Annotated in this window: 17 protein-coding genes and 3 tRNA genes; 8 read left to right on the forward strand and 12 right to left on the reverse strand. The window is 50.3% G+C overall.

Going from position 1 to position 21,247, the window contains the following annotated elements:
- Window positions 1-227: 227 nt before the first annotated feature.
- From IG609_RS17650 to IG609_RS17660, 3 genes are all read right to left on the reverse strand, one after another.
- Window positions 228-746, reverse strand: coding sequence for a hypothetical protein (locus IG609_RS17650; protein ID WP_180785246.1), 519 nt, complete (start codon window positions 744-746; stop codon window positions 228-230).
- 360 nt (window positions 747-1,106) lie between these two features.
- Entirely contained in the window at window positions 1,107-1,799 is a 693-nt protein-coding gene (locus IG609_RS17655) for a hypothetical protein (protein ID WP_226374128.1), read from the reverse strand.
- A 197-nt stretch (window positions 1,800-1,996) separates the two neighbouring features.
- On the reverse strand, window positions 1,997-2,386 hold the full coding sequence (locus IG609_RS17660; protein ID WP_226374129.1) for a hypothetical protein: 390 nt from the start codon (window positions 2,384-2,386) through the stop codon (window positions 1,997-1,999).
- An 823-nt stretch (window positions 2,387-3,209) separates the two neighbouring features.
- Here IG609_RS17660 and IG609_RS17665 point away from each other — a divergent pair.
- Window positions 3,210-3,683 carry a hypothetical protein gene (locus IG609_RS17665; RefSeq protein ID WP_193398180.1) on the forward strand — a complete coding sequence of 158 codons (474 nt, stop codon included), beginning with the start codon at window positions 3,210-3,212 and terminating at the stop codon, window positions 3,681-3,683.
- An 86-nt stretch (window positions 3,684-3,769) separates the two neighbouring features.
- Window positions 3,770-4,639, forward strand: coding sequence for a hypothetical protein (locus IG609_RS17670; RefSeq protein ID WP_193398179.1), 870 nt, complete (start codon window positions 3,770-3,772; stop codon window positions 4,637-4,639).
- A gap of 214 nt (window positions 4,640-4,853) precedes the next feature.
- Here the strand turns inward: IG609_RS17670 and IG609_RS17675 are convergent.
- The 5 genes from IG609_RS17675 to IG609_RS17695 form a co-directional block, all read right to left on the reverse strand.
- Window positions 4,854-4,929, reverse strand: a tRNA-Gly gene (locus IG609_RS17675).
- Window positions 4,930-5,775: 846 nt separating this feature from the next.
- Window positions 5,776-6,702: a D-2-hydroxyacid dehydrogenase gene (locus tag IG609_RS17680; RefSeq protein WP_193398178.1), complete on the reverse strand. Its 927-nt coding sequence runs from the start codon at window positions 6,700-6,702 to the stop codon at window positions 5,776-5,778.
- Between the two features lie 128 nt (window positions 6,703-6,830).
- Window positions 6,831-7,100: a DUF6138 family protein gene (locus tag IG609_RS17685; RefSeq protein ID WP_250127226.1), complete on the reverse strand. Its 270-nt coding sequence runs from the start codon at window positions 7,098-7,100 to the stop codon at window positions 6,831-6,833.
- A gap of 647 nt (window positions 7,101-7,747) precedes the next feature.
- Window positions 7,748-8,797, reverse strand: a complete 1,050-nt coding sequence (locus IG609_RS17690) for an NAD(P)-dependent alcohol dehydrogenase (protein ID WP_039283638.1) — start codon at window positions 8,795-8,797, stop codon at window positions 7,748-7,750.
- Between the two features lie 430 nt (window positions 8,798-9,227).
- Window positions 9,228-9,845: a LysE family translocator gene (locus tag IG609_RS17695; RefSeq protein ID WP_193398177.1), complete on the reverse strand. Its 618-nt coding sequence runs from the start codon at window positions 9,843-9,845 to the stop codon at window positions 9,228-9,230.
- 250 nt (window positions 9,846-10,095) lie between these two features.
- On the opposite strand from IG609_RS17695, the gene IG609_RS17700 reads away from it, so the two are divergent.
- The 3 genes from IG609_RS17700 (at window position 10,096) to IG609_RS17710 (ending at window position 13,373) form a co-directional block, all read left to right on the forward strand.
- Entirely contained in the window at window positions 10,096-10,980 is an 885-nt protein-coding gene (locus IG609_RS17700; protein ID WP_193398176.1) for a LysR substrate-binding domain-containing protein, read from the forward strand.
- Between the two features lie 18 nt (window positions 10,981-10,998).
- Entirely contained in the window at window positions 10,999-12,165 is a 1,167-nt protein-coding gene (locus IG609_RS17705) for an MFS transporter (RefSeq protein ID WP_193398175.1), read from the forward strand.
- Window positions 12,166-12,233: 68 nt separating this feature from the next.
- On the forward strand, window positions 12,234-13,373 hold the full coding sequence (locus IG609_RS17710; RefSeq protein WP_226374188.1) for a DUF1963 domain-containing protein: 1,140 nt from the start codon (window positions 12,234-12,236) through the stop codon (window positions 13,371-13,373).
- A gap of 104 nt (window positions 13,374-13,477) precedes the next feature.
- Here the strand turns inward: IG609_RS17710 and IG609_RS17715 are convergent, their stop codons facing one another.
- The 4 genes from IG609_RS17715 to orn form a co-directional block, all read right to left on the reverse strand.
- On the reverse strand, window positions 13,478-14,176 hold the full coding sequence (locus IG609_RS17715) for a YjjG family noncanonical pyrimidine nucleotidase (RefSeq protein ID WP_193398174.1): 699 nt from the start codon (window positions 14,174-14,176) through the stop codon (window positions 13,478-13,480).
- A 223-nt stretch (window positions 14,177-14,399) separates the two neighbouring features.
- Window positions 14,400-14,475 (reverse strand) — tRNA-Gly (locus tag IG609_RS17720).
- Window positions 14,476-14,551: 76 nt separating this feature from the next.
- Window positions 14,552-14,627: transfer RNA gene (locus IG609_RS17725), tRNA-Gly, on the reverse strand.
- 232 nt (window positions 14,628-14,859) lie between these two features.
- The gene (orn, locus tag IG609_RS17730; protein WP_010283124.1) at window positions 14,860-15,402 is read right to left on the reverse strand and encodes an oligoribonuclease; all 543 of its coding nucleotides are present in this window, start codon (window positions 15,400-15,402) and stop codon (window positions 14,860-14,862) included.
- Window positions 15,403-15,585: 183 nt separating this feature from the next.
- On the opposite strand from orn, the gene rsgA reads away from it, so the two are divergent.
- The 3 genes from rsgA to mscM all read left to right on the forward strand — a co-directional run bounded on the left by rsgA (window position 15,586) and on the right by mscM (window position 21,241).
- A complete protein-coding gene (gene rsgA / locus IG609_RS17735; RefSeq protein ID WP_110162335.1) occupies window positions 15,586-16,635 on the forward strand; it encodes a small ribosomal subunit biogenesis GTPase RsgA in 1,050 nt (349 codons plus the stop codon).
- Window positions 16,636-16,824: 189 nt separating this feature from the next.
- A complete protein-coding gene (gene asd, locus IG609_RS17740; RefSeq protein ID WP_193398173.1) occupies window positions 16,825-17,853 on the forward strand; it encodes an archaetidylserine decarboxylase in 1,029 nt (342 codons plus the stop codon).
- A 64-nt stretch (window positions 17,854-17,917) separates the two neighbouring features.
- On the forward strand, window positions 17,918-21,241 hold the full coding sequence (mscM, locus tag IG609_RS17745; protein WP_193398172.1) for a miniconductance mechanosensitive channel MscM: 3,324 nt from the start codon (window positions 17,918-17,920) through the stop codon (window positions 21,239-21,241).
- Window positions 21,242-21,247: the final 6 nt, after the last annotated feature.

Genomic DNA, 21,247 nt, shown 5'->3' on the forward strand with positions numbered 1-21,247 from the left:
TTTATGCTTTAGGAAAAGCCTTCAACATCATCATTTAGCTACCTCTCCGATTACTCCGTATTGCCGAGATATTTATTCTATATGCCTAAAATAATTTGCGTTTTGAATAAAACGTTAGGGTTTTGAACAACACAAAGCATTGGAGATACACATCAGTGTGCCACATGACGTAGCCAACGCACCTGCAATTTGATGTATTACGGGTATAAAACGGGCAGAGCGATCAATTACATCTCTTGGTTCGGCCAATTGATCTTTCTTAAAAAACTCTCTGGTTGTTGGCTTATATGCGTCTGAATTTTTAAATAAATGTCTGAAGATGAAGAACCCTTTGCACGTTCACTATTATATATACGCGTCGTTTCTGCTAACACGGCCTGATCCCACTCAGCAAATTTAGCAGCAGACTCAGGTGTTACTTGCTCACCAGTATAAGAATTAAACACATCAGGATAATGTTCGATGGAAACTAACTCTCCTGAATGACGAGGTGTTGCGTATAGGTCTCGAATATAAGAATCAACTTCATTCTGATCGACACGACTACGTAATTCTTGGTATCTTTTGACAATCGAATCAGGTAATGCAGCCTGCTGCTGTGCCTGAGACGACAGCGACACCTTAGTGCTAGATTTCGATTCAATTGACTGATTAATTTGATGTTCATTATCGAAAAATGGTTGATTTTGCTTTCCAGTACCCATTGTGGAAAGGATGCCTGATGTTAGATCAACTTTTGATAACACTTTTATACCTCCCAAAATCACGCTATTTTTATAGCAGTCTATGTTACAGAGACATTCAACGCTAGCGAGAAAAAAATACGCAAACATTCTATCGTTTAGCAAAAAATGCTTGCATATCATGTTAACTTACGACTGCTTTTTATTGACTATTTTGCCAATTTACAGTTACCTGCGTTGATCCTGAACCATAGATAGACCCGATGGTTGAACGACTATTCACACGATAATACAAAAATAGGTAAAGCGAACAACTGCTGCTGTTGTGTTCGCCATATATAACGCTGATAGTCATGAAGGCTGAATGTGCTGTTGGCTAAGATCAACTCTCCATCATACTATCCAGAAATACTTGCAAGTCCTTTACGCTCTGAGGTAAGCCACCGCTTTCCGAAGCTTGAATCTGAGACAATAGCTGCGCATCGTATCCTTTGGGCAATTGTGCTTCTTCAATTGCTGGTAAGGATTTGTAATGCTTAATAATCTCTGACAATGTACCAGAAGAGACTTGTCCAGTACGGTTATACTCCTCATCCATTTTGGCGATCGCGGCACGCTTCCACTGCTGCTCTTGATCATAAGACTCCAACCAGGCCGCACGTCTTTCATTGACGGTGAAATCACCACTTTATCGTAGGTGATCAACGCTAACTGCTCGCGGGACATTCCCCTGAACGGATTTGCACCATCACCATTCACGAAGCTGGTCGCTTGTTTGGCCCGAGCTAATAAATCGGGGTCTTCTGTTTTAGGCACTTCAGCATCATGAGCGACTTTATTCATATCATAGTTCGCGCCTAACAGCTTCTCAGTGACCGATCTGGCGATCTCCCCTAAACCATCACGATCGGTTCCTGCATCTCGGGCGGCAGCACGAACAGCAGCGTCGCTTAGCTGACGAGCGAGTGCGGATACCTGAGTGCTCTCATTGTTCGTCGCTGTTGCATTATTCTCTTGAACCGATGCTACAGCCTTTGCATCAACAGCGCTTTTTCCAACCGTATTGGCCGGTATATAGCGGCTGGATACAGCATCAAGTGAATTTATTTTTTCCATAATCTGCCCCTATTTAAAAGCAGCGATGCAATGACATTGAACATACCGCGGTGCTATACCAGCAAAGCTGAGCGAGTCAAAAAAGGGACGTCAATGATGCATGACGTCCCCATGACATACATAATAATAGCGCTAGCGATGCGTTTTATACAAAAACGCGACCTCTCGCCTATCAGCCAAAATACATCGCCTGCTGATTATTTCATTGTGAATTCAACATTCCACGCATATGTGGATAAACTCTGCGAAGTAATCGTTGCAGTACAGACAGCCCCACCGCTCCCCTCAGCTGATTTATTCCATTTTGGAGCCTTTTTAGGGCCGCCAGGATTAAAAAGGCCACCAGGAATGATGGTATTGACGAAGGTAGTACCGAATACGCACGTTTTACTGCCCATGGTATAACGAACAATTGCTGCATTAGCATCAGGGCTGATGACATTCTGAACCCGATAAATATCAGATTCCTTCGCAGGAACAGTCGTAGCGGGTTTGGGGCTGGTGCTGGCGTTAGTACTGACTTCATTGTTAGTAATAATTTTGTATGTCGCGGTTTCGTTGCCCAAGTTTTTGAAAGTCACAGTCACTGGAGGCCCCGCTTAAGCCGCTCCAGCAGCAAACATAGAAGTCACAATACTAGCCAGAAGCACCTTTTTAAAAGTCATCGCACTTTTCTCCATGTGTTAATGTTTTTTTGCTTGTATGACGGAACATCCGCCCAGCTCAGATGCGGCACAGACCTTGAATCTGCGCCACAAATCCATTCCAGTGGCGACGTAATATTATTTCCCCCACCATAACTTCAGAGGAACGCTAAAAAACAACGTTAACTTTTGTGAAATTTAACGGCAAAGGTGGAAAAAAATTTAATTTATTTCCATATAAATCCGTCGACATCACAAATCCCTTGAGGAAATAAAAACCAACAACAAATAAAAAACCCACAGGAAAAACAATGATCACAATAATAATTACCGTGATCACATTATTAACCAACAACGCCAACTCAAAAATCACAGTCGAATTACAGACGTGTATGATATATATTACGGAAAAATTGGAACCGCTATAGAAAAAAACATCCGACACACTTTAGCGTTCATCGTTTAGATTTATTTTTTATAAACATTAAATTTTACTTTTCTTGTTCCGTTAATAATGGATAGTGAATGCGGAGTTCGTATAAGGCCCCGACCGCGCAGTAATACACTGGCTGGAAGGAAATCGTCATATAGGAACCATTAACAAAGTACCGGATCTGCTAACACAATGGTTGGACATTTATTGCCCCATAACAAGGCTGCCAAGAGACTGACATCCTGATATCGATAGCAAAAAATACCGCCATGATGCCTGATGCAGAAAAGCACTGTAATGAGTAAAAAAACGTAAGAATACCCAAGAGAAATCATGAAGAAGGAATTCGTTTCTTTGTCCCTACTAATTGCTGCCAGTGTAGCAGCGTTCCCTTTAATGGCCGCCACTGGCAGTATCAGTGAAACACCACTATCAGCACAAATAAGATTTGTTTATTCCGATGGCTCAAGTACCCCTGCGTTGAACCAGTTTTATGCGAGTGCAACAAAGTTTCCCTCTGGGACATTGAGCAAAACTAAGAAGCTGACCCAGGTAAATTATAGCGTAGCGTCCTACCCCACTGCATATACTGAAAGTGTCGACATATGTTATTATCTACCTTATCAGACATCACCAACAAAATGTATTATTGTCCCTAAAGGTACATCAGGAACAACCGCTCAATTCAATGAGTTACGTTTTAACCACGGTGTACGAATTCAAATTCAGCACAAACTGACGGGAAAACCCGGAGAGAATCTACATCCATTACAAAAAGAGAGCATTACTTGGGAATATACTTATTAGCCTAATTAATTATTCACATCGTTATAATTGACGGTAGCGATATATTTCTAGCTTCCTTTAAAAACAGGCAAGGGGTAATTTCCATTATGATTATCAATACATCCACAGCGGCATACGCTCAGATAAAAAATATATCAGGCGATGACCAAAAAACAGTTCGCCCCTTGCCTACAACGGTAAATAGCACGAAGGATGAGATATTATCGACCAAGCAAGCCCAAATAAGTGGTAAAGGGCTGATGATGTCTCGCTTGTTTGGTGGTACAGATACTATCCCATCAGTGCAGACACAATTAACCGAAGCTACGATGCAGATGCCCTCTGTTAACTTCCTCACCAATGAGGACCGCAGTATGTTGTCCGAGTTGTACGCTCAGACTCAACAACAAGGAACGGACTTGGGGTATGTGGACGCTCTGGCAAGAGATCTGGGTGACTATCGTATGTTTGGGGGCGTAAGTGCCAACGTCAATAGTGGGGGAATGTATGATACCAGTGGGCGCATGCAGACCTTTAAATTTACCGAAACGGATACTGCAACAGCTGCACGCATACTAACCGGTGATGGAATCGCTAAAACATCACTGGATTCTGGATTTCTACGCTATGCACTCGATCCTGGCTTTTCGTTCGATCATCGAACAAATTTTGAATTCCTAGAAGAAGTTGTGAACACTTTCGGTCAGGGGACGGTAAATGAAGGTCAGCCTTTCTCCGGTAAATTCTCTGTCTACACACCGTCTGGAAATCAAAACTTCATTATTGAAACCTCCAGCGAGATTACATTGCATTCTGAGGAACCGGACTTTCGAAATGTCGATGGGGTATTCTTTGTCACCGAAACCGGGTTAAAGAATGGATTTAACCTTATCGATGGAAATCCTGTACAGGGGCTTCCAATGATTATGCTGGATCTCCTTAAGACAGGTAACACTCTCTGGAATAGTATGAAATAGCCATATTCGATGCTAGTTTCTGAACCACATGCCAAGAACTCAACTAAGCTAGCGTTAATCTGCGGTCACACCGATGTTCTTAACCGTAGGAAAATCGGTGTCTAAAAGAGTCTTCGAGGTATCAATATTTAGCCAGGATGAATAATAGGCGGTATAGAGATAAGAACCTAATATCAGTGTATTGGAAGGTTTTAGAAAAAACGATGAAAGATTTTGGAGCGGGAAACGAGACTCGAACTCGCGACCCCGACCTTGGCAAGGTCGTGCTCTACCAACTGAGCTATTCCCGCATAGAATCGGATTTACTATTTTTTACTTCAGCAAACTACACTGAATCAAAATTTATCAAACCCTGCCAAATCACTCGTAACCTAATGAATTTAATCACTATTTAATAACCAGGCGATTCAACGGACAGCATTATGTACCAACCAACTCAGCGTGGCAAGCCCTTTTCACTGAAAAACATCTCCGCGCGATTTCAGCAAGTAGTAAACTGTGGAAGCTCTGAACACGCTTCCACAGACCAACCACTCAGGCATCTGCGGTTTTTCATTACACCGTTTAACGCCTCGGAAACCTTATATTATTAATTATATTTGGTTATACCAGTTGCTATCCCTGTTCCGTTGGTGGATCGCCACAGCAGTACCATCACGAGGGGCAGAACGTGCGAGATGCCTTGTTAGGATATCAACCCCCATATCGATGGTTTCACCGTAATTATCTCGGCTAAGCGTTAGTAGATCATAAAACTCTATGCCTGTCTCCTTTTCTGGGGATCCCTCACCCTTCGGGGTCAGCGCAAACGCTGTTCAAAAACGCGTTGCCGTTTTTGTCCTGAAACTCGAATTATCTAGGCTATATAAGAGCCATCGCGATTTCGGTTGAATTGATCCACCAGGCACCGAATATAGGTCTGAACTGCGATGTGTTATCTGGCTATTCGCTTATCCTGGGAGCAGCTAAAATAGGGGGGATTTACCCCGACCGCAGAGTTAAAAACGGACTAAATTAGGGCGATATTATTCCGCCCTACTATAGTCTTAACGGTTATTTTTCAGAATTCTTTACAATAGTTTTTATATGCAATTATTATTTTAAATATTAATTTATGGCGGTAATTAATTTAGCAATCAATACTCGCGACTAAAATCCACCTCGCCCCGCAGCGTATTATCAGCATGAAAGCGGGTGAGATTATCCAGAAATAATCGTCCCATCAGTCTCGGCACCATCGGCCCAGCAATGTGCGCCGTCAACGTCAGATTCGGTGTGTTCCAGAATGGATGGCTGTACGGTAGCGGCTCTTGTCTGAATACATCCAGCACCGCTCCCGCAATCTGCGCATCACATAGCGCCGCCCGCAAATCATCATCCACCACAGCGCTACCCCGCCCGACATTAATGAACAGCGCCGAAGGCTTCATGGCAGCAAACAGCAGGGCATCATAGATATCGGTGGTTGCCGACGTATCGGGAAGGAGATTGATGACATAATCGGCCTTCGGTACCGCAGCGGATAACTCCGCTAAGCTCATGATCCGTTTAAAATCAGGCCGCTGTCTTGGCGTACTAACGATGCCATATAACTCAACGCCAAAAGGCCGTAGAAAACCTGCGACTTCACAGCCGATCTCTCCCGCACCAACAATCAGTACGTTTTTATCCGCCAGCGATCCTGGTAAACGGTGATCCCAGCGCCGTTCTTCCTGACTGATTTGCCGTTCCCCCAGACGCAGTTCATGCCTGAGCATATAGGCAATCACATATTCGGCGATGGGCTGCCCAAACACGCCAACGGCACGGCTTAAACGGTAATCACGCGGCAACTCATCAGCCAACAATGGTTTGAATCCTGCCCAGGTCGACTGTAGCCACTTTGGTTTGGCTCCCTGAGCCAGCAATGCCGCAGCGGTATCCGGTTCACCCAGCCAAATCGGGCAGCTTGCGGCCTGCTCTGCCGTACCGTTCGAGAGCACCAGCTCAAGCTCTGGTGCAGCATGATTTAAGACAGAGCCAATCTCATCGGCCCGCGAGTCCAGCAGCAGAATAGCGGTCATAAGCACGTTCCTTAGCAGAGTGAGACACCTCCGGCCTCACTCCGAACATTGTCGTCATTAGGTTTACGATTAGGCAGAAGCCTGAATGAGCGACGTCAGTAGCGCGCCGCGCTTCGCTTCCGATTTTTTCACCAGTGCAGCGAGCTTTTTGGTATTACCCCAGTATCGAAAAATGCACGAATGAAGGCATCCTGTACCGATTGATGCTCATCATCCACACTTTCCATGTAATCTTTAACGAGTGGGAAGTATCCCGCCTCAGTCAGGCCCAGCCCGAATACCGCATAGCTTCCCGGCATACAGCACTTTTCGCCTTCCGAATCGGCGTACCATTCAAATTCTTCAATCGCAGTACGCGCATAATCCTCAAGAAGCGGATAGTTCGATGCATACTGCAACGCGTTAGCAAAAAAACGATGGGTAGGCGGCCTTCCATTGCCGGGAAGATGGCACGGAAGCAAAACCGATAGTCAATCAGCGCCGTATCTGCCAGTTTTTCAACACGCTGCGCGATAGCCTGAGTCAGCACAGGAACGATACTTTCCTGTATCTGCGTCACGCTCAGCCCCCCTTTGCTCCTGCGTATCAAACCATTTGTTGATTGCCGTAAGCGACTCGTCCCGCATAGGGAAATCGTGTTGTGGTGATACCCCTGTTTCGTTTGAATGCTTGTCCGTCATTTTTCTATTTTTCCTTATTATTTATCGCAGATGAAACATTGCCCCAAAGCACGGTATTGATGGGGTTTACCAACTGCCAAAAAGATATTCCTTTCTCGTCATTCTGTAGCAGTAAGAGGTAGCGAACATCGCAGGAGAGCTAAACCAAGATAAATTTCTATTTTGAACTGTCTTTTCGCTGTGATAGAGAAGGAAAATCAACGCGTTGGTATAAAAACATGACGACGAATAGTACCGCATTCACGCGTCGTTGGTGACAGGAAATTACGCTGGTTTGGTTTTTCTCATGATGTAGAGAAGGCGTGATAAATCAATCAATGACAATCCCACAGCACGGGGAAATCCGTGCTGTGGGGTACAGCTAATCAGGCGTGCAGCGTGGCGTTATCAATGACGAAGCGGTACTTCACATCGCCTTTGAGCATCCGCTCGTAGGCTTCATTGATTTCGTCCGCGCGGATAAGCTCAATATCGGACACAATCCCATGCTCGGCACAGAAATCCAGCATTTCCTGCGTTTCAGGAATGCCGCCAATCATCGAACCCGCCACCGTGCGGCGTTTCATGATCAGGTTGAACACGTTAGGAGAAGGATGCGGCGACGCAGGTGCACCGACCAGCGTGAGCGCGCCATCGCGCTTCAGCAACACCAGAAACGCATCCAGATCGTGCGGCGCAGCAACGGTATTCAGGATTAAATCGAAGCTGCCCGCGTGCGCCGCCATTTCTTCCGCATTACGAGACACCACAACTTCATTTGCGCCCAGCGCCTTGGCATCTTCACGTTTGGATTCAGACGTGGTGAACGCCACAACATAAGCCCCCATGGCATGCGCCAGTTTGATCCCCATGTGGCCAAGCCCACCGATACCTACGACACCGACCTTCTTACCCGGCCCGGCATTCCAGTGGCGCAGCGGCGAATAGGTGGTAATCCCCGCACACAGCAGAGGCGCGACCGCGGCCAGCTCCGCCTCGGAATGACGGACGCGCAGCACATAGCGCTCATGCACGACGATCTGCTGGGAGTAGCCACCCAGCGTCCAGCCGGGCTCATCCGCAGTCGGGCCGTTATACGTGCCGACCATTCCGTCACAGTAATTTTCTAAACCATCGTCGCATTCTTCACAGTGCCGACAGCTGTCCACGATGCAGCCAATACCCACCAGATCGCCAGCCTTAAAGGCTGAGACATGAGCCCCTACAGCCGACACCCGCCCGACGATTTCATGGCCAGGTACACAGGGAAACTGTGTTCCTGCCCATTCAGCACGTACCTGATGCAGGTCCGAGTGGCAGATACCACAGTACGCAATCTCAATCTGGACATCGTGGGCCCCCGGCGCACGACGGACGATCTGCAACGGTTCAAGAGGTTTATCGCCCGCATGGGCCCCATACGCATGTACAAGCATGGCTATTTCCTTTTCTGTTGAGAAACCGATTATGTTGAGAAACACGCTATACCCTAAATAATTCGAGTTGCGTGACAAAACGTTAGCGTTTTGAACAACGCTCTGCGTTGACCCTTTAGGGCAAGGCCCATTTATGGCCTTGTAACGCGGCAACCGAGCGACAAATTCGTCGGGAACGAATTTGACCAGCCAACGGCTGGCCTCCGGTGAGAGACAGGATGTCTCTCATTTCATCCCCAGGAGCTTACACGAGTAAGTGACTGGGGTGAGTAAGGGCAGCCAACGCACAAGCAACTTGAAGTATGACGGGTATATTTTCCTCAATTCCCCCTGCAAACAGGTATAGCATTCCGCTTGTTTTCTTGCCTAATTCTCCATTTTTATGTTCGCACGACGTATTACAGACGGCTTTATTCACCACCGTCATTCATCAGAGCGTAATTTTGGTGAACGCCAGCGAAGCGCCCAACGCAATCAGTGCAACGCCGATACCTTTGTCGACCAGACGTTGCTTGTCGAGCAACCGGCGACGCATAGCCGGTGCGGCAAAAAACAGCGCGACAATGCTGAACCAGACCCAGTGCGCCACCGACATGAATAACCCGTAGCCAAAATTATGGCTCATTGGGCTACCGGGCTGCACAACCTGAGTATAGGTGGCGACAACAAACAGCATGGTTTTTGGGTTAAGCGCGTTAGTGAGAAAGCCCATGCGAAACGCGGCAAGCGATGACGGCGCATGACCGGATGCTTCTTCTAATGTTATTTTTGTTTTATTAGTTAATGACTTATACCCCAGATAAATCAGATATGATGCTCCCAGAACTTTCATCGCCATAAATAGTATCGGAGAGTTCACAATGAATACCGCGATGCCAAAAACGGTATACATCACGTGGATCTGGACACCGCAGGCAATGCCAAACGCACTGAGTAAACCGGTGCGCGAGCCAAAGGCATAGCTGTTGCGGGTCACCATGGCAAAATCAGGCCCCGGACTGATCACCGCCAAAATGGTGATCGTCGCGACGGCAATTAACTCATTCATTAACGTTTTCCTTGTTCGGCAAGCCATCACTTTCACGATGATTTTGCACAGATGGGCAACAGACAGGTTAAAGGAGGGATGCAAACATCACTGACGCAATACGGCTAGTAAAGATGCGACTCCTACGATATTTCCTCATTATTTAGGCCGTTAGGCCTTTTAAATCTGAAGATGGTGTGATTATTCAGCGTTTGCATGTGGCAAAAAAGCGATTTATCTTGGTATAAATCTGTCAAATTTCATCGTGTATATGAAAATTCCCTCGTTAGCCTCTTTTCGCTTCTTTGAAGCGGCCGCACAAACCGGTAGCTTTGTTAAAGCCGCTGAGTCTCTGCATGTCACGCATGGTGCCGTTAGCAGGCAAATCAGATTGCTGGAAGAGTCTCTGGGGGTTGAGCTATTTGAACGACGCAACCGGGCGATCTTTTTAAACGCGGCGGGGCGTTCTTTGCATACGGTCACGCAGTCCGTCTTCGAGCAGCTCGAAGGCGCGGTCTATCGGCTACAGCAAGGTGCGCAGGATGAGGTATTGACGCTATCATGCGAGCCCACGATTGCCATGAAATGGCTGATTCCGCGGCTACCGGCTTTTAATCAGGCGAATCCCGATATCAAACTTCATCTGGTGGCTGCGGGCGGGCCGATTGATTTTGTGCGTAGCGGCGTTGACCTCGCGCTGCGGCGTGACGATTTTCACTGGGATCCGCAAACGTATGGGGTAAAAGTGTGTGACGAATGGATGGGGCCAGTAAGTCGCGACAAAGCCGAGCGCAAAAACAGTCTGGAAGGGATGCGTTTGCTCTATACCGGAACGCGACCGAAAGCGTGGGCAACCTGGCAACGACAGACGCATGTGTCACTCAAAGGCAGCACCAGAGCGGACTATGAACACTTTTATCTGTGTATTCAGGCGGCGGTATCAGGATTAGGCATGGCAATGGCGTCTTTCCTGATGGTGCAGGACGAGATTGCAAACGGGCAACTGCATGCACCGTATGGATTTGCGCGGGAGGGGTCTGCTTATTATCTATTATCGCCCATCCCCCTTGAACAAAATGAAAAGTACGTACGATTTCATACCTGGCTAATGCAGGAAGTGTCCACCTGCCTTTCCGGGGTTGAAAATGCTTGTTAAAACCGCACTGGAAAGACAATGACAGCACATTCCCGTGAAGCCAATTTCACGACACTGAACATGATTATCGCCGCCTCACTCGTAGGCTTGGTTACGGGGTACACGCTGCCGCTCATCAGCCTAAAGCTGGCCGAGCTCGGGCACAGCACCGCGACACTCGGTATTCTGGCAGCCCTTCCCGCGGCGGGGATGATGCTATCCTCTTTCGTTACGCCATGGCTCAGCCGCCACCTGCACGCCAGCTATCTGTTATCCGGTAGCCTGATCGTTCTGGCGGCATCCACCGTTGCCTCGTTCCTGCTGTCACACCCTGTCTCGCTTATTTTACCGCGCTTGTTAACCGGGCTGGCCTCGGGGGTTTTGGTGGTGCTGGGAGAAACCTGGGTCACCAGCCGGGCTTCTGACAAACACAAAGCGACGCTGACAGGGCTGTATGCTTCCGTTTTCACAGGATGTCAGCTGATAGGGCCGCTGCTTATTGCCGCTGGGGAGCATATTCAAATCTATGCGCTATGGCTGATTTGTGGCATATCCGCCGCGTGTGCGTTCATGCTGAGGAACTGCGCCAGTATGGTTCGAGCGGATGAACAGTCCTCGACGTCTTATCGAGATCTTATCCCTTTTCTCCCGGCAATCGCTTCTGGCGTGCTCTGCTTCTCCTTCTTCGATGCCAGTATCCTTGCGCTCTTTCCGCTTTACGGCATGGAACAGGGTTTAGACGAAAAATCCGCGATCTTACTGGTCACACTCATTTTTCTGGGTGATGCCATATTTCAGACGCCGATTGGCTGGCTGGCAGACAAATGCGGCATCATCAAAACCCACATCGGCTGCGGCATCCTTTTTTGTGTGATGCTGGTCTCGATCACCTTCTCGTTCTCCTCCCCTTCACTTTTGATCCCCGTCTGTATCGTACTGGGTGCAGCGGCAGGCGGGCTTTACACGCTGTCTCTGGTTCGGGCAGGTCAGAAATTTGCCGGTCAGAGGCTGATTGTGATGAATTCACTTCTGGGGCTGGTGTGGTCGGCGGGTAGTATCAGCGGGCCGCTATTCTCTGGTGCTGCCATCACGTTTTACGGCTACGACGGCCTCATCGCTATCTTGCTGCTAACCGGCGTGCTGTTTGTCGGTATACAGGGCGTATTAAGAAAAGCACGCGTATCGCGTTCGCTGGGGGAAGAGTGAATGCAGAAATCTGGCTCACCCTATCGAGTACTCCGATACTTTGAAGTGCCATTCAGACAGGAATAGTTATGCCAATCATACACACGGAAGAGTCGGCCAATCCCTCCGTGGCTGTCAATCCCGCTATCCACCCGCTGCTGGCGGAGCATTCTCCGTTACGGCGGCACCTTGTGGATACGCTGCTCTCAGCGGATATCATCACCCCCATAGCCCATGCAGTGGCTGGCACTTTACGCAGCAGCGTCGATTTCTATCATGGCACAGAGGACGACCAGACAGCGCTGGGTAATCATCGGCTGGGCGGTCTACCGGATTTACCTCTCGATATCCCCTATCCTTGTGTCAACGTCGCTGAAGACATTCTGCTCAAATACGAGGAATGCTGGGAAGAAAGTGAAGACGGAAAAGATATTTGTATCTTCCCCTGGGATGACACCACACAAACTTACCGTGTACCGCTGGAATTTATTGCACAGATAGACTGCCGCGATTTGTCTCCATTGCAAGATTATTTACCGCGCGAAGGCACCTTATTCTTCTTTCTGGAATGTGGAAGCAGCCCTGTAACAACCCGAGGGAAAGTCATCTATGTGCAGGATGCAACAAGTCTGTGCAGCGGCATTCGCTTTGCCGGCCTGACCTTCAATGACGAGAAGACACTCGGGCAGAAGCCCGCCTTCAAACTATATCCGAGAATCAGCGTCGCCGTCCCCAGCTTTTACGCATTGCGCCAAAATCCTCATCTTGGATCCATACTCTGCTCGAACCTGAGTCTAGAGCAGCAGGCAGCGCTGGACGATGATACATACGACGATGCACTGTCCCATCTTGGCTTTGCACAATATTACGCCTGGCAGTTACGGCAACTGGGCGCATTCAATCTGCTGCCTGGCAGCAAAGCGACGGAAGAACAGCTAGCCTGGATGATCAACAACGACATGCTTCCATCGGACTTTTCGCCTGATGCCCCATTGCCTGAATATCAGGGCATTGCTCGGATCAACGGCTGTGGCTTTAGCCAGCATGAATTGCCAGAGTTGCAGGCAGCACAGAAATTGGGGGGAGAAGCACAAGACTGGCTGGTGCTGTTTCAGGTCTGTCTGGACGGACAATTTCAGTGGGATGACGGTACTCTGAATTTCATCATCCATCGCACAGACCTTGCCGCCCTATGCTTCGACCGCGTATTTCTGGTCTGCGATTACTGAAGATGCGCATGTTGCTAAAGCTAAGTGAGCAATTGTGATAAGTGCGACGACAATCCACCGCGAGTTAACCATGGTGATTGTCGTCGACGCGGTTTTATATTGGCTTAAGACTTCGCACTGAGCTGCGTGAAGACATCCAGGAGGGTTGCGGCCTCGTAGGTTGGCGCGATGATGTCCGAATCGTTGGCGGCTCCGCCTGCGTTGAACCAGCAGCTGTCTATGCCGTACAGGTTCGCCCCAAGAATATCGGCATCGAGCCTATCGCCCACGATGATCGCTTTGGCTTTCTCGAACGAGCTAAATTTGCTGGCGGAGAACTCGAAGAAGCGCGCATCCGGCTTGGCAAAGCCGCAGGCCTCTGAGGTGGCGACAAACGAGAGCCAATCCGCCAGGCCCGAATTTGCCACTCGCTGCGCCTGAACATACTCAATGCCGTTGGTAATAATGCCAACTTCACCGATCTCGGCAAGCGCCTCACAGATCTGAACCGCGCCATCCACCAACACTACGGTCTCAGGCAGGCATTCCAGATAGAGATTGCTCGCTTTGTGGGGATCGATATCGATGCGATGAAGGGAAAAAGTGCGCCGAAATAGTTCGACTTTCAGGAGATCCTTGGAGATTTCCCCCTTTTCAAACTCGCTCCATAGCTGGGAATTTTCGCGCTGATAGTCTGCGAACAAGGTCGTATTCTCAATATCGACGCCAAGGTTCGTCAGCGTACGCGCAAACGAAAGACGCTCAGAAGCTTTGAAGTCCAACAGCGTGTCGTCAAGATCAAACAGGAAGTGGCGGTATTTCATCAATGTTGGTTACCCGAAATCAAGAAATCGCTTTTGGCGGAAACGGATTGCACTGACTTAGCTCCTGCCAGCGCGCGATATTTAGCGGCACACTGAATTCGACCACCTGAATAGCGATGATATCATCCCTTCCGAGCCATAGAGCTAAACGGAAATACGATACGCAAAAAAACAGGATAAGAAATAATCTGACTAAGAGTTAATAACAGAAAGTAAAAAAGATTGGAGCGGGAAACGAGACTCGAACTCGCGACCCCGACCTTGGCAAGGTCGTGCTCTACCAACTGAGCTATTCCCGCATATCGGACAGACATTAACAGGCGTTACGTCTGATTACTGCACACGGCTTGTATGGTGACAAACAGTGATAAAACTTGGAGCGGGAAACGAGACTCGAACTCGCGACCCCGACCTTGGCAAGGTCGTGCTCTACCAACTGAGCTATTCCCGCTCGGGAAATCTTTATACGATGTTGACGTTCTTTAATTGAAATTCTTCATCGGTATGGGGTGCGCATTATACGAGAAATCCGTTTAACCGCAAGCCCCCAAAAATGAAAAATTGTCTGACTGCTGATAAAAAAAACAATATGTTGATAAAATAGACATGCGCCGACAAAACAGACGTTGTGACGTAAATAGCAGAGGTTCGCTGCACATCACGCCCTCCCCGTCTTGCTTCATCTACAGCCGCAGGAAATTCTCACGGTAATAGGCCAGTTCCGCCAGTGATTCGCGAATGTCGTCCATCGCCTGATGCGTACCTTGCTTCTTAAAACCCGTCAGGATTTCTGGCTTCCAGCGCCGCGCCAGTTCTTTGAGCGTGCTGACATCCAGATAGCGGTAGTGGAAGTAAGCTTCCAGCTCTGGCATGTAGCGGAACAGGAAGCGGCGATCCTGGCCGATGCTGTTGCCACAGATCGGCGATTTACCCGCCGGTACCCATTTTTGTAGAAACGCCAGCGTTTCCAACTCGGCAGCGCGTTCATCCGTCGTGCTGGCTTTGACGCGATCCGTCAGGCCGCTGGCACCGTGCGTACGCACATTCCAGTCATCCATCAGCGCCAGTTGGCTGTCTGACTGGTGCACCGCCATGACCGGCCCTTCAGCCAACACGTTCAAATTTGCATCCGTCACCAGCGTTGCGATTTCAATAATGCGATCGTGATCTGGGTTCAGACCCGTCATTTCGAGATCGATCCAGATCAGGTTATTTTCATCTACCATCGTGGGAATTCCTGTTGCATTGTGCCCTGTCGTCGAGGCAAGGATATCAGTAACCATCTCAATACTGATACCGACAAGGTGGTATCAGTTAATTAAAATCAAATAGGGTGTATTATAGTCCGTTCAAACGCGGCGGGCGATAACGCACTGCCGCGAACGATAAATCGTCTTAAGTGAGGCTCAGTGAGCAAAAAGAAACTGTCGAAAGGTCAGCAGCGTCGGGTTAGCGCAAACCACCAGCGTCGCCTGAAAAAAACGGAAAGCAAAGTCGAATGGGAAGATAGCCAACTGGGCGATGCACAGGAAGGCATCATCATCAGCCGATTCGGTATGCACGCCGATGTGGAAGCCGCCGATGGCGTGGTACACCGCTGCAACATTCGTCGGACCCTTTCATCGCTGGTCACGGGCGACCGCGTCGTCTGGCGCCCCGGCCATGAATCACTTGCTGGCATCAGCGGGATCGTGGAAGCCGTTCACCCCCGCCATTCCGTCCTGACCCGCCCCGACTATTACGATGGCATTAAACCGATCGCCGCCAATATCGATCAGATCGTGATCGTTTCGGCGATCTTGCCTGAGCTGTCGCTGAACATTATCGATCGCTATCTGGTCGCCTGCGAAACGCTGGAGATCGACCCGCTGATCGTGCTGAACAAAATTGACCTGCTGGATGACAAATCCCGCCAGTTTGTTGATAAACAAATGGATATCTACCGCGCCCTCGACTATCGCGTGTTGATGGTTTCCAGCCATACCCAACAGGGTATCCCTGAGCTGGAGCAGGCACTCACTGACCGTATCAGTATTTTCGCCGGACAGTCAGGTGTCGGGAAATCCAGCCTGCTTAATGCGCTGCTCGCACTGGGTGAAGAACGCATTCTGGTGAATGAGGTGTCTGATAACTCAGGATTGGGACAACACACCACCACCGCCTCTCGGCTTTACCACTTCCCGCACGGCGGTGACGTGATCGACTCACCGGGCGTACGTGAATTTGGTCTGTGGCATCTGGAGCCTGAACAGGTGACAAGCGGTTTCATTGAGTTACGTAAATACATCGGCTCGTGTAAGTTCCGCGACTGCAAACATGAAAACGATCCAGGCTGCGCGATCAATGCTGCACTGGCGCGTGGAGAGATTGCCACAGAGCGTTTTGATAACTATCACCGGATTCTGGAAAGCATGGCGCAAGTAAAAACGCGTAAAGGCTTTTCGGATACAGATAACTGACATTTATCATGACCATCGTTACAATGCGCCCCCTTTAAGGGTAGGTGAGCCAACTTACCCTCTGAACTACCGTCGGCTTTCTGGGCTGGCGCTGGCAATGCCAGGCGTGTTCCCCAGACAGCTTGTTTTATGCCGCATTTCTTCATGACAAATTATTTTATAGCGCACTATTAATCCAAGAGGCTCACAGTGCTGGATAATATCAAAATCAAATTACAGTATTGGCTTCCCAAGATCTGGCTGACCCGCTTAGCGGGCTGGGGAGCAAATAAGCGTGCAGGAAAACTCACCAAGCTGGTGATCGATCTGTTTGTCCGCCAATACAACGTCAATATGCAGGAAGCACAGCAGCCGGATACCGCCTCCTACCGCACGTTTAACGAATTTTTCGTTCGCCCTCTGCGCCAAGGCATTCGTCCTGTCGATCCTCATACGCACCGTCTGGCGCAGCCCGCTGACGGCGTGCTGTCGCAGTTTGGCCCCATTACCAACGGCAAACTGATTCAGGCAAAGAATCACGACTACACGCTGGAAGCGCTGCTGGCTGGCAACTATATGATGGCCGATCTGTTTCGTGACGGTCTGTTTGCCACCATTTATCTTTCGCCGCGTGATTATCACCGCCTCCACATGCCGTGCGACGGCGTGCTGCGCGAAATGATTTATGTACCGGGTGACCTGTTCTCCGTCAATCTGTTGACGGCCGATAACGTGCCGAATCTGTTTGCACGTAACGAACGCGTCATTTGCCTGTTTGATACTGAATTCGGCCCATTGGCACAGATTCTGGTCGGTGCGACCATTGTCGGCAGCATCGAAACTGTGTGGTCAGGCGTGGTGACGCCACCGCGTGAAGGCATCATCAAGCGTTGGACTTACCCGCAAGCGGGTGAAGAAGGAGCCGTCGTACTGGCAAAAGGCGAAGAAATGGGTCGCTTCAAGCTGGGTTCCACTGTGATTAACCTGTTTGCCGCAGGCAATAATCTCCAGTTTGCTGCTCACCTGAATACCATGAGCGTGACGCGTATGGGCGAGCCGTTTGCCGAAGTCCGTCAGGATGAGCAAACGCCTGTTGTCTTCCCAGAAGGCACAGAGCTGGAAGCCAACGACGCCGCACTGTCGCCTGCCGCAGTAGCATCTGAGCACGTTCAGGTTGAGGGACAACATCCTGCGGCCGATGCATCAGGCAAGACCGGCCACAAACCCGACGTGCCGTAAATAACGTCCGACTTTCGTCGCTTGTAAGAGTGTTGTTTGTAATACTGTAATAAAGGTAGCTAACGTGCGTCTGATTCTGACTTTTCTTTTGGGATGTTTATTATCAACTGCCGCGTTGGCTGCCACTGCGCCCAATGAAACGCAGCTACGCCAGCAACTACAGCAGGCGGAAGCCAACAAAGGTGCAGCCGATCAGGCGAAAGTCGTTGAAGAATATCAGGCTGCACTGAACACCCTGCAGGACCGCAAAGCGTCACTGGAGCGCGCCACACAGTATCAGCGCGTGATTGATGATTTCCCCAAGCTGGTTCAGGAGTTGCGTCGCCAGCTTAATGCCGAAGATGGCAAACCCTCGTCTATTTCAGAAAGTCTCTCTAGCAACGATCTCGAACAGCAGCTACTGCAAACCAGCAGCCAACTGTTGGAACAGGCCCGCCAGCTACAACAGGAACAGGATCGGCTGCGTGAAATCAGCGACTCACTGAGCCAGCTTCCCCAGCAGCAAACTGAAGCCAGCCGCATGCAAAGCGAGGCGGAACGCCGTATTCAATCTCTCGGCACACCCACTACACCGTTGGGGCAAGCGCAGCTCACAGCACTTCAGGCCGAATCTGCCCTGCGCAAAAGCAGAGTGGATGAACTGGAACTGGCACAGCTGTCAGCCAGCAATCGTCAGGAGTTGTCCCGGCTACGCGTCGAACTGTATAAAAAGCGCCACGACAAGCTGGATCTGCTGCAACAGGATTTACGCAGCCGACTCAACAACCTACGCCAGCGCGAAGCCGAACAGGCATTAGAACGCACGGAGCTTCTCGCGGAACAAAGTGGTGATTTACCCAGCGTCATCAGCAAGCAGCTACAGGTTAACCGCGAGCTCTCCATCGCACTGAACCAGCAAGCACAGCGGATGGACCTCATTGCTTCTCAGCAGCGTCAGGCTGCCACACACACCATTCAAGTTCGTCAGGCGCTGAGCACCATCCGCGAACAGGCACAGTGGCTCGGTATTTCACCAATATTGGGTGAAACCTTACGGGCACAGATAGCCCGCCTACCAGAAATGCCCAAGCCTCAGTTGCTGGATAGCGACATGGCACAGTTGCGCGTACAGCGCCTGCACTTTGAAGACCTGACTAACAAACCGCAAGATCTTGATAATGCCAAGCAGGATAACGGCGATCCGCTGACCAGCGCACAGCAGCGTATCCTGACCGATCAGATACGAACCCAGCGCGACCTGCTGACTTCGCTGATCTCCGGCTGTGATTCGCAAATACTGGAGTTAACCAAACTTAAAGTCGCCAATAACCAGCTGGCGGATGCGCTCACCGAAACACGGGAAGCAGCCCATCGCGACTTGTTCTGGGTGGCGGATGTCGATCCCGTGACGTTCGCTTATCCGCTCAAACTGGTACAAGATCTGACGCGCCTGCTGTCATTAGACACGCTGACACAGCTGGGTAGCGCGCTGGTGATGATGGTCACCAGCCAGGAAACCGTGCTGCCGCTGCTGGGCGCACTGCTGCTGGTTGGCTTCAGCATCAGTTCCCGCCGTCACTATCATGCGTTTATGGAGCGTGCCAGCAGCCGCGTCGGCAAGGTCACACTCGATCACTTTATGCTGACGCTGCGTACCGTATTCTGGTCTATCCTTACCGCCCTGCCACTGCCGGTACTCTGGGCCGCGCTGGGCTACGGGCTGCAAAACGCCTGGCCTTACCCGATTGCCGTCGCTATCGGCGACAGCGTGACCGCCACCGTGCCGTTGATGTGGCTGGTGATGATCAGCGCCTCGTTCTCGCATCCGCAGGGGCTGTTCATTGTCCACTTCCGCTGGTCGCCAGAGCGCGTAGCCAGAGCGATGCGCTACTATCGTCTCTCCATTGCCTTTATCGTGCCGCTGATTATGGCGCTGATTACGTTCGATAAGCTCAACGATCGCGAGTTCTCCGGCACGCTCGGACGGCTCTGCTTCATCCTGCTCTGTATGGCGTTGAGTTTGGTCACCACTGGGCTAAAACGCGCGGGTATCCCGCTGTATCTGGATAAAGAAGGCTCGGGGGAAAACTCCGTGAACCGGGCGATGTGGAACATCCTGATCGCCATGCCGCTCGTTGCAGCGCTGGCTTCCTGCATCGGCTATCTGGCGACTGCACAGGCGCTACTAGCCCGTCTGGAAACCTCCGTCTCTATCTGGTTCTTCCTGCTGGTGGTTTACCACATTATTCGCCGTTGGATGTTAATTCAGCGCCGCCGCATCGCCTTCGACCGCGCCAAACAGCGACGTTCGGAAATTCTGGCGCAGCGTGCCAAAGGTGAAGAAGACACGCCGTCTGGGCTATCCCATGAAAGCAGTTCGGACGCGGTGGAAGAACCCGTCGTCGATCTGGACGCCATCAGCGCCAAGTCCCTGCAGCTAGTACGCTCCATTTTGACGCTGATCGCACTGGTTTCTGTTATCGCGCTGTGGTCAGAAATTCATTCGGCCTTCGCGTTTCTGGAGAATATCAGCCTGTGGGATGTCTCCAGCACGGTTAAAGGCGTGGAGAGCGTGCAGCCGATTACGCTGGGATCGGTGCTGATCGCGATTCTGATCTTCATTATTACCGCGCAGTTGGTACGTAACCTGCCCGCCCTGTTGGAGCTGGCAATCCTACAGCATCTGGATCTGTCGCCGGGCAGCGGTTACGCCATTACCACCATCAGCAAATATATTCTGATGCTAATCGGCTGCCTGATGGGCTTCTCGCTGATCGGGATAGAATGGTCGAAACTGCAATGGCTGGTTGCTGCACTGGGTGTGGGACTCGGATTCGGCTTGCAGGAGATCTTTGCCAACTTTATCTCCGGCCTGATCATCCTGTTTGAGAAACCGATCCGCATCGGCGATACGGTCACGATCCGCGATCTCACGGGGAGCGTCATGCGGATTAACACCCGCGCCACCACCATTTCCGACTGGGATAGAAAAGAGATCATCGTGCCGAACAAGGCGTTTATCACCGAGCAGTTTATCAACTGGTCGCTGTCGGATTCGGTCACGCGTGTTGTGCTGACGGTGCCTGCTCCGGCGAACGCGAACAGTCAGGAAGTCACGGAACTGCTGATGGACGCAGTGAAGCGCTGTTCGCTGATTCTGGATACGCCAGAGCCCGAAGCCTTCCTCGTTGACCTGCAACAGGGCATCCAGATTTTCGAGTTGCGCGTGTTCGCCGCCGAAATGGGGCACCGTATGCCGCTGCGTCACGAACTGCATCAGTTGATTCTGGAAAACTACCGCAAGCACAATCTGGAGCTTCCTTTCCCACCGTTTCAGGTGAAAATGGACAATCTGTCGCGCAGTGGGAAAACGCTGACGCCACGGCAGCGGACGCCGGGCAGCTTATAAGAAGGG

Source organism: Pectobacterium quasiaquaticum (assembly GCF_014946775.2).
Classification (GTDB): Bacteria; Pseudomonadota; Gammaproteobacteria; order Enterobacterales; family Enterobacteriaceae; genus Pectobacterium; species Pectobacterium aquaticum.

Bases quoted from the DNA above. Each gene is read 5' to 3' on its own strand.
- IG609_RS17655 (WP_226374128.1), bottom strand. From the start codon at position 1,799: ATGGAAAAAATAAATTCACTTGATGCTGTATCCAGCCGCTATATACCG.
- IG609_RS17665 (WP_193398180.1), top strand. From the start codon at position 3,210: ATGAAGAAGGAATTCGTTTCTTTGTCCCTACTAATTGCTGCCAGTGTA.
- IG609_RS17670 (WP_193398179.1), top strand. From the start codon at position 3,770: ATGATTATCAATACATCCACAGCGGCATACGCTCAGATAAAAAATATA.
- IG609_RS17680 (WP_193398178.1), bottom strand. From the start codon at position 6,702: ATGACCGCTATTCTGCTGCTGGACTCGCGGGCCGATGAGATTGGCTCT.
- IG609_RS17690 (WP_039283638.1), bottom strand. From the start codon at position 8,797: ATGCTTGTACATGCGTATGGGGCCCATGCGGGCGATAAACCTCTTGAA.
- IG609_RS17695 (WP_193398177.1), bottom strand. From the start codon at position 9,845: ATGAATGAGTTAATTGCCGTCGCGACGATCACCATTTTGGCGGTGATC.
- IG609_RS17700 (WP_193398176.1), top strand. From the start codon at position 10,096: ATGAAAATTCCCTCGTTAGCCTCTTTTCGCTTCTTTGAAGCGGCCGCA.
- IG609_RS17705 (WP_193398175.1), top strand. From the start codon at position 10,999: ATGACAGCACATTCCCGTGAAGCCAATTTCACGACACTGAACATGATT.
- IG609_RS17710 (WP_226374188.1), top strand. From the start codon at position 12,234: ATGCCAATCATACACACGGAAGAGTCGGCCAATCCCTCCGTGGCTGTC.
- IG609_RS17715 (WP_193398174.1), bottom strand. From the start codon at position 14,176: ATGAAATACCGCCACTTCCTGTTTGATCTTGACGACACGCTGTTGGAC.
- orn (WP_010283124.1), bottom strand. From the start codon at position 15,402: ATGGTAGATGAAAATAACCTGATCTGGATCGATCTCGAAATGACGGGT.